The organism is Cupriavidus sp. SIMBA_020 (assembly GCF_046535395.1).
GTDB lineage: Bacteria > Pseudomonadota > Gammaproteobacteria > Burkholderiales > Burkholderiaceae > Cupriavidus > Cupriavidus campinensis.
The window spans coordinates 1-315 of the sequence record NZ_JAWRWU010000275.1 but is presented as its reverse complement, the minus strand read 5'-3'; the positions used below and the strand labels follow the sequence as shown (position 1 = coordinate 315).

The window sequence follows — 315 nt, the reverse complement described above, 5'->3', positions numbered from 1 at the left end:
CAATCGGCTGATCCGGTGAAAGTCATCACTGTTCGCACCACGGCATTCGACGCGGTCGCTGCGGAAGGCGGCAACGCATCGGTAGAAAAAATCGAAGCGGCAGCGGACAACGGCAAAGCGCAATTCGTCAATCGCGAAGTCACGAAACTCGATCGTCCCGAACTCACCAGCGCAAAGATTATCGTGTCAGGCGGACGCGGTCTGGGCAGCGGCGAAAACTACACGAAGGTACTCGAACCGCTCGCCGACAAACTCAACGCGGCACTCGGCGCATCGCGCGCAGCCGTCGATGCGGGCTACGTGCCGAACGATTAT

The 315-nt window shown here is 59.4% G+C and carries 1 protein-coding gene; it reads left to right on the top strand.

The features are described from left to right. Positions 1–315, top strand: a 315-nt coding sequence (locus SB751_RS29180; RefSeq protein ID WP_410748929.1) for an FAD-binding protein, incomplete at both ends; no start/stop codon positions are given.